The 8292-nt window shown below is 72.7% G+C and carries 7 protein-coding genes; 5 read left to right on the forward strand and 2 right to left on the reverse strand.

What is annotated here, in order from left to right:
* Nucleotides 1-45: 45 nt before the first annotated feature.
* Nucleotides 46-1533 (reverse strand): WS/DGAT domain-containing protein, encoded by a 1488-nt coding sequence (locus DCI01S_RS06420; RefSeq protein WP_061228447.1) that lies wholly within the window; start codon nucleotides 1531-1533, stop codon nucleotides 46-48.
* Nucleotides 1534-1795: 262 nt separating this feature from the next.
* On the opposite strand from DCI01S_RS06420, the gene DCI01S_RS06425 reads away from it, so the two are divergent.
* A complete protein-coding gene (locus tag DCI01S_RS06425; RefSeq protein ID WP_061228448.1) occupies nucleotides 1796-2386 on the forward strand; it encodes a flavin reductase family protein in 591 nt (196 codons plus the stop codon).
* Nucleotides 2387-2627: 241 nt separating this feature from the next.
* Complete coding sequence (locus DCI01S_RS06430; protein WP_061228449.1) at nucleotides 2628-3584, forward strand: type IV toxin-antitoxin system AbiEi family antitoxin domain-containing protein; 957 nt, start codon at nucleotides 2628-2630, stop codon at nucleotides 3582-3584.
* 322 nt (nucleotides 3585-3906) lie between these two features.
* Here DCI01S_RS06430 and DCI01S_RS06435 read toward each other — a convergent pair whose 3' ends face one another.
* On the reverse strand, nucleotides 3907-5025 hold the full coding sequence (locus tag DCI01S_RS06435; protein ID WP_061228450.1) for an o-succinylbenzoate synthase: 1119 nt from the start codon (nucleotides 5023-5025) through the stop codon (nucleotides 3907-3909).
* A gap of 23 nt (nucleotides 5026-5048) precedes the next feature.
* Between DCI01S_RS06435 and DCI01S_RS06440 the strand changes: the two genes are divergently transcribed.
* Genes DCI01S_RS06440 through DCI01S_RS06450 form a run of 3 tightly spaced genes read left to right on the forward strand, consistent with a single transcriptional unit; the run spans nucleotide 5049 to nucleotide 8220 of the window.
* On the forward strand, nucleotides 5049-6050 hold the full coding sequence (locus DCI01S_RS06440; RefSeq protein WP_061228451.1) for a 1,4-dihydroxy-2-naphthoyl-CoA synthase: 1002 nt from the start codon (nucleotides 5049-5051) through the stop codon (nucleotides 6048-6050).
* A 20-nt stretch (nucleotides 6051-6070) separates the two neighbouring features.
* Entirely contained in the window at nucleotides 6071-7288 is a 1218-nt protein-coding gene (menE, locus tag DCI01S_RS06445) for an o-succinylbenzoate--CoA ligase (protein WP_061228452.1), read from the forward strand.
* On the forward strand, nucleotides 7285-8220 hold the full coding sequence (locus DCI01S_RS06450; protein WP_061228453.1) for a 1,4-dihydroxy-2-naphthoate polyprenyltransferase: 936 nt from the start codon (nucleotides 7285-7287) through the stop codon (nucleotides 8218-8220). The genes menE and DCI01S_RS06450 overlap by 4 nt, the downstream gene beginning before the upstream one ends.
* Nucleotides 8221-8292: the final 72 nt, after the last annotated feature.

The raw sequence follows: 8292 nt of genomic DNA on the forward strand, positions 1-8292 counted from the left end.
GGGTGCCGCCATGGGCTCTGCGCCGGCCGTCTACGCCGGCGGAGTCTACGCGGGCGTAGACTCCCCGGCGCCGCCCGCGAGCTCGGCGAACTGCTCCTCGATCCGGCTCGCGACCTCGCCCGGTTCGGGGATGAGCTCGGCGTCGGTGGCGATCCCGACCGTCACCGTGCCGTCGTAGCTGAAGATGCAGATCCCCAGCGCCTGGTCGCCGCTCATCGGCACCCACCCGAGCATGCCGTCGACGGTCGACCCGCCCAACGAGACCGGGCCGACCGGACCCGGCACCGAGGTGAGCTGACCGACGGTCTTGTTGGCGAACAGGTCGATCACCGCCCGTGCCACCGGCCCGGGCGCCGCCGCCACGGTGAGGATCGTCGCGAACGTCACGTGCGGCTCGAGCGAGTACCGCACGCGCGTCATCGAGGTGGTGATCGCGCCGAGCAGCTCCTCCGGGTCGTCGATCCCCAGCGGCAACCGCATGAGCACCAGCGTGATGTGATTGCCCAGCTCTCCCGCCTCGTCGTCGCCCGAGCCCACCGACACCGGGACCATGAGGTTGATATCCGAGACACGGCGGTCGCCATGGGCGTCGAGATACCCGGTCAACGCCTTGGACACGGCGGCGATCATCACCGGGGTGACGGTACTGTCGTGTGACTTCGCCACCTCCTTGATCGCCGCGAGGTCCAGACCGGAGACCCACGCCACCTTCTTCTCGCGGTGGACCCTGCCGCTCCACGACAGGTCGGCGGAGCGCGGCTCGAACAGCAGCCGGAACACCGACCGGTAGGTGTTGGCCATGCGATTGGTCGGACCGATGGCGTCAGTCAGGGATTCCACGGCGCGCGTGGGCACGCGCGAGAGCTGGCGGCCCGGAGCCAGCACGTCGCGGGTCAGCCGGCCGAGTGTCTCCGGGAGCCTCAGCGCTGCACCGGTCAACCCGCGGGCGATGCCGAACGAGTCCCTGGCCACGTCGGCGCCGGCCTCAACGACCGCGTTCATCGCGCCGAGCACCCCCTTCGTCCGGGGCGACAGGTCGCGGCCGACAGAGGGCAGCGGGGTGTCGTCCTCGTGATCGCACAGGTCCAGGACCAGCTGCGTGAGCCGGACCCCGTCGACCACGCCGTGCTGGACCCGGAAAAGGATGAGCGCGCCCTCCTCCTCCGCGCCGTCCGAGCGGTACCCCTCGATGAACTCGACCCGCCACAGAGGACTGCCGCCGGGGAGCGGCACGCCCATCTGCTCGGCGACGTGCGCCTCGGCCTCCGCGCGTCCGCCGGGTTCGGGCAGACGCCGGCGGATCAGGTGGTTCGACAGATCGAAGTCGGGGTCGTCGACCCAGTACCACCGACGACCCCTGCGCTCGGCCACCCGACGGAACACCGGGTACGGCTCGACCATGCGGGTGCGGATCGCCTCGGTGACGGCGTCCCAGTCCGGCACGCGGGAGAACCACATCAGCGAGTTGATGTACATGAGGTTGTCCGGTCGGTCCATCAGCAGCCAGAGCTGGTCCCGCAGTGGGATCCGCACCCCGTCCGTCAGACCACCCGTCGCACCGCCTGTCGCACGGCCCGCCGCACCGCCTGTGGCACTGCCCGCCGCACCGTGCGTCGCACTGCCCGCCGCACCGCCTGTCGCACGGCCCGCCGCACCGTCCGTCGCCGCCATGGCTCCGTTCCTCCCGCTCGCCGGGTGCCCGCCCCCTCGAGCCCGGGGAGCCTCGCGGCTCACGCTAGAGCAGTGATGACATCCACCGCCGCGCAATGGCCGCACCCGGCGGCACAATGGGCGGATGCGCATCGTGCACACGCCGGACGACCCACCCGCCAAGGGCTTCTACGCACTGCTCACCGCCTCGGTCGCACCGCGGCCGATCGCGTGGGTGTCGACCATCTCGGCTGACGGGGTGCTCAACCTGGCGCCGTACTCGTTCTTCACCGTCGCGTGCGCGGATCCGGCCATCCTGTCCGTGACATCTATCGGCCGCAAGGACACGTACCGCAACGTGATGGAGACCGGCGAGTTCGTGGTGAACATCGGCACCGAGTCGCTCATGGAGACGATGAACGCCACGTCGGCGCCCGTCGAGCCGGAGGTCGACGAGTTCGAGATGCAGGGGCTGACCCCCGATCCGTCGGACATCGTCTCCCCGCCGCGGGTCGCGGAGGCCCCGATCGCGTTCGAGTGCGTGCGTCACGACGTGATCGACCTGGGCACCAGCGCGATGCTGCTCGGTCGCGTGGTGAGCGTGACCGTCGACGAGGAGATCATGGCCGACGACGGGCTCCCCGACTTCGACATCCTCCTGCCGCCCTCCCGGCTCGGGCGCCACCAGTGGGGCTACGCCCCGCGCACGCGGGAGCTGCCGCGGCCGCGGAAGTAGGTCCGGAGCCGCGGAGCTATCGCGGGCCTCGCAGGTACCGGCGGCGCACGCACAGCCGCTCCCCCGCCCGGCACCTTCCTACCGAATCCGGCGTCTCGCTCTCGTCGCTGTGCGGCCCCCTCAGCAGCCGCGGCCGAGCAGCCGCCCGGAAACTCACAGCCCCGGCCCTCTCCACAAGCCGGGCGCAGAACCCGCCTCCGCCGCAGGAACGGCCGGCCCTGCACGGCAATACTGCCTGGTCATGAGCACAGATCAGTCCCGTCCAGTCGTCATCACCGCGGCCGATCTCCTCGCCCGTGGCTATAGTCGCCGGGCGCGCGAGCACGCGGAACGCACCGGTCAGCTCTACCGCGTCCGCCACGGCATCTACACGCTCGCGTCGGAACTCCCCACCGGTCCCGATAGGGCCGAGGCGATGCTCGAGATGAGATCGCGGGCCGCGGCGAAGAGCGTCGGCCCCGGGACCGCCCTGTCGCATACCTCGGCGCTCGTCCTCCACGGTCTGCCCGTCCACGAGATGGACACCCGGCGGGTCACCACCACCCGTCATCGACCCGGCAGTGGGAGCCGACGCGGGAAGACCTCGATCTGCCACAACCTCGATCTCGCGGGCGCGGTGACCGAGGTAGACGGGATCCCCGTCACCAGTCCGGCGCGGACGATCGTCGATGTCGCCCGGACGAGTCCCTTCACCGGCGCGGTGTGCGCGGCGGACGAGGCGTTGCGTCGCGAATTGTGCAGCCCGGCCGATCTGGCTGTCGAACTCGAGGCCGCAGCCGGCCGGGTGGGGATCGCCAGGGCCCGGGCCGTGGTGGCGTTCGCGGACGCGGGCGCCCAGTCGGTCCTCGAGTCGGCCAGCAGGGTGATGATCAGTCGCGCCGGTCTGCCGATGCCCGAGCTCCAACGGGAGTTCATCCTCTCGGACGGGACGTCGGCGTTCGTCGATATGTACTGGGAGGAGTGGGGGCTCGTCGGGGAGGCCGATGGGACGGGGAAGTACGGGATCGACGACGACGAGGTCGACGTCCGCAAGAAGCTCCGCGACGAGAAGAGACGGCAGAACGCCATCGAATCCCTGGGCAACATCGTCCGGCGGTGGCAGTGGGAGGACTATCAGTGCGGCCGGATCGTGCCGGTCATCCGCGAGGCGATGAGGATTCAGGAGTCCCTCGGCCGGGGCCCGGGTCGCGTCGCGTGATCCCGCTCCCGGGGATGGCGCCTCGCTCCCCGACATGGCGTCTCGCCCCAAGCCGCGCACCACAGCCGAGTTAGCAACTCCCACAGCCGCTCCCGGCGATGGCGCCTCGCTCCCGCGGATGCACGCGAATTCTGCAGCCGCTCCTGGGCATGGCGTCTCGCACACCCCGCGGTGCACGCGAGACGCCATGGCGAGGAGCGGCTGTGTGCGGACCGGGCCCGGGGCCGCGATTCTGGAGAGCCGGCGGCCGACTGTGTGCGGACCGGGCCCGGGGCCGCGATTCTGGTGATCCGTGCGGCGGGTGTGTCGAAGACGGGGAGGTTCAGAGAATAGCGTGGCAGCGGCGGATGCGATCCAGCCACCAGTCGCGCCGCTCGCCGCCGATGCGCAGTTCCTCCAGCCGCGCCGGGTCCGGGGCCACCTGCCGCACCGGGAGATGCCCGTCCTCCAGGGCGAAGACCCCCGGGTCGACGACGTCCTCGACGAAGAACCCGCCGGTGCCCAGACCTGCGGCGGGGATGTCGTCGTCGTCGCCCCTGGACCCGCCACGCGCGCCCGCAGCGCCAGACCCGCCACGCGCGCCGACACCCGGAAGCGCGGCGGCGGCCGCGACGCCCGCGGCGACCCCCACCGCCGAGTCGAGCGCGCTGGACACCGTCACCGGCACCCCGAGCTCGGCGGCCACGGCCAGCAGGCGCCGGGGCCCGCCCAGCGGCGCGACCTTCACCACCGCCCGGTCGGCGCCACCCGCGCGCACGACCCGCAGGGGATCCTCGGCCCGGCGGATGGACTCGTCGGCGGCCACGTCCACGTGCACGCCGTCGGCGGCGAGGCGCTCCCGCAGCTCCACCAGCTCGTCGACGGTCGCGCACGGTTGCTCGACGTACTCCAGGCCCGGCCCGTCCAATGACACCGGCCCGGTGCCCGGGGCGCGCGAGACGTCGGCGGCACGCACCGCCTGGTCGAGGACCCGCACGGCGTGGGCGGCCTCCGCGACCGACCACGCCCCGTTGGCGTCCACCCGCACCCGCGCCCCGGGTCGGGCCTGCAGGACGGCGGCGACGCGGGCGACGTCGTCGACGAGATGCTGCCCCTTCTCCGCCACCTTGACCTTGACCGTCATACACCCCGGGAAGCGGTCGAGGATCGCGGCGACCTCACCGGCCGGCACCGCCGGGACCGTCGCGTTGACCGGAACGCGCGAGCGCACGGGCGGCGGCGGGCCCTGCCACGCCATCTCGACGGCCGAGGCGAGCCAGTGGGCCGCTTCGGGATCGTGGTACTCACCGAACGGCCCGAACTCGCCCCACCCGGCGGGCCCGTCGATCAGGACGAGCTCGCGCTCAGTGATGCCGCGGAACCGCACCCGCATCGGCAGGGCCACCACGTGGACACGGGCGAGCAGATCGTCGATCGACTCGGGGCCCGGAACGGATGTCATGGGTCCACGCTAACGTCGAAGCCATGACTGAGCAGAGCAGCACCCGTTCCGACAGTGCCGCGCAGGACGAGACCGCCAGCCCCTTCGATCCGTCGCAGTGGCGGGAGGTCGAGGGCTTCGCGAGCGGCGTGGATCTCACCGACCTGACCTATCACCGGCACGTCGGCGAGGGGCGGGTCAACGGGATCGTACGCATCGCGTTCGACCGGCCCGAGGTGCGCAACGCCTTCCGCCCGCACACGGTGGACGAGTTGTACCGGGTGTTCGACCACGCCCGACGCTCCCCCGACGTGGGCACCGTGCTGTTCACCGGCAACGGGCCCAGCCCCAAGGACGGCGGGTGGGCGTTCTGCTCCGGTGGCGACCAGCGCATCCGCGGCCGCTCCGGCTACCAGTACTCGACCGAGCACGACTCGGACGTCGCCGGCGCCACCGCCGACAAGGTGGACGAGGCGCGCGTGAAGGCCGAGGGCGGGCGCCTGCACATCCTCGAGGTGCAGCGCCTCATCCGCACCATGCCCAAGGTCGTGATCTGCCTGGTCAACGGCTGGGCTGCCGGAGGCGGGCACTCCCTGCACGTGGTGAGCGACCTGACGCTGGCCTCCCGCGAGCACGCGCGGTTCAAGCAGACCGACGCCGACGTGGGCTCGTTCGACGCCGGCTACGGCAGCGCGTACCTCGCCAAGCAGGTGGGCCAGAAGTTCGCGCGCGAGATCTTCTTCCTCGGCCAGCCGTACACCGCCGAGGAGATGTTCCAGATGGGCGCCGTGAACCGGGTGGTGGATCACGCCGACCTGGAGAACACCGCCATCGAGTGGGCGCGGCAGATCAACGGCAAGTCGCCGACCGCGCAGCGGATGCTGAAGTTCGCGTTCAACCTCACCGACGACGGCCTCATGGGCCAGCAGGTGTTCGCCGGCGAGGCCACGCGCCTCGCGTACATGACCGACGAGGCCGTGGAGGGCCGCGACGCGTTCCTGGAGAAGCGCGCGCCCGACTGGGACGACTACCCCTACTACTACTGACGCGCGCGGACCGTCCGGTCATGGCCGACTCCCCAGTCACCCGCGAGCTGCGCACCCTGCCCGTAACCGGCGGCCCGGCGGTCGCCGGGATCTTCCCCGCTCTGGAGGAGATGCTCACCGACCGCGGGCCCGCCCTGCTGCCGGTGCCCGCCGACGACCCCGCGCGCACCCGGATCCTCGTCGACAGTCAGCGCCCCGGTGAACCGGTCGACGACCGCGTCGCCCTGGTTGTGAGCACCTCCGGCTCCACGGGCACGCCCAAGGGCGCGATGCTCTCGGCGGAGGCGCTGGCCGCCTCGGCCGCGGCGACCGACACCGTCCTCGGCGGGCCCGGCCGGTGGCTGCTCGCGCTGCCCGCCCACCACATCGCCGGGCTGCAGGTGATCCTGCGGTCCCTGCGCGCCGGGTACGAACCGGTGGTCGTGGACGTGACGCACGGGTTCGACCCCGAGGCGCTGCCCGCCGCTGTGGACGCGTGTCGGGCGGGGACGGGAGCGGGGGCCGGGCGCGCTGCCGACCGGGCGTACACCTCACTCGTGCCGGGCCAGCTGGCCAAGGTCCTCGACGAGGGCTCCCCCGCGGCGGTCGACGCCCTCACCGCGCTCGACGCCGTCCTGCTCGGGGGCGCGGCGGCCGCACCGGAACTGCTCGCGCGCGCGGCCGACGCCGGCGTCCGCGTCGTCCGGACCTATGGGATGAGCGAGACGGCGGGCGGGTGTGTGTACGACGGTGCACCGCTGCCGGGGGTACGGGTCGAGGTCGACGACGACGAGGGCCGCGTCTGGCTGGCGGGCCCGCAGCTCGCCGAGGGGTACCGGAACGCCCCTGATCATCCGGCGTTCGCCAGGGCGGGGTGGTTCCGCACTGACGACGCGGGGCAGATCGGCCCGGACGGCAGGCTCCGGGTCCTGGGCAGGTTGGACGAGGCGTTGAGCGTGGGCGGGCTGACGCTCCTCCCGCAGACCGTGGAGGACGCGCTGCGGAGGCATCCCGCGGTCGTCGACGTTGTCGTCGTCGGGATCCCCGACGCCCGGCTGGGCACCCGGCCCGTCGCGGCGATGACCCTGCGCGCGACCGCCACGGCCGACGAGCTGCGTCGCCACGTCACCGGGGTCCTCGGCGAGCACGCGGCCCCGGCGCGGGTGGCGGTGCTCGACGCGCTGCCCGTGCTGCCGGGCGGCAAGGTCGACCGGCGCGGCGTCGCGGCCGGGTTCGTCGATGGGACAATCGGGGAATGAGCCGCGAGACCGACCCCGCACCCTCCGCCGCCGACGCCGCCGCCGAGCCCGGCGGCGCCACGTTCTCCCACTGGCTGGAGGGCGCGCGCCCGCGGACCTGGCCCAACGCGTTCGCGCCCGTGCTCGTCGGCTCGGCGGCCGCGGCGCTCGCGGGCGGGTTCGTGTGGTGGCAGGCGCTGCTCGCGCTGGTGGTGGCGTGGTCGTTCATCATCGGCGTCAACTACGCCAACGACTACTCCGACGGGATCCGCGGCACCGACGACGACCGGGTCGGCCCCCTGCGCCTGGTGGGCTCCGGGTTGGCCCGGCCCGCGACGGTGAAGCGGGCCGCGTTCGCCTTCCTCGGCCTGGGCGGGCTGGCCGGGCTCGTGCTCAGCGCGACCTCGCAGCCGTGGCTCATCCTCGTGGGCGTGGCGTGTGTCCTGGCCGCGTGGTTCTACACGGGCGGGAAGTCGCCGTACGGGTACCGCGGGCTCGGCGAGGTCGCGGTGTTCGTGTTCTTCGGCCTGGTCGCGGTGATCGGTACGCAGTACACCCAGCTCGGGTCGGTGACCTGGTACGCGGTCGTCGCCGCGGTCGCGGTGGGCAGCTTTTCGTGTGCGGTCAACCTCACCAACAACCTGCGGGACATCCCGTCGGACACCGAGGCCGGCAAGATCACGCTCGCCGTGCGCCTGGGCGACTCGGGGACCCGCGGCCTGCACGCCGTGCTCGAGCTGCTGGTCCCGCTGCTCGCGACCCTCGCGCTGATCCCGGCGACCTGGTGGGCGCTGCTCGGGTTGCTGGCGATGCCGGTGGCGTGGAAGGCCAACGGCCCGGTGCGGGCGCGGGCCACGGGCGCCGACCTCATCCCGGCACTCGCGACGGCCGGGATGGCGTTGCTCGCGTGGAGCGTCCTGGTGAGCGCGGGCTTCGTGATCGCGTCGCTGTAGACGCCCCCGTACGAACGACGGCGAGAGACACAGACGAACGACGGCGGCCGGCCCCTGCTCGAGGGGCCGGCC

It is taken from the genome of Dietzia cinnamea NBRC 102147 (assembly GCF_001571065.1).
Lineage (GTDB): Bacteria > Actinomycetota > Actinomycetes > Mycobacteriales > Mycobacteriaceae > Dietzia > Dietzia cinnamea.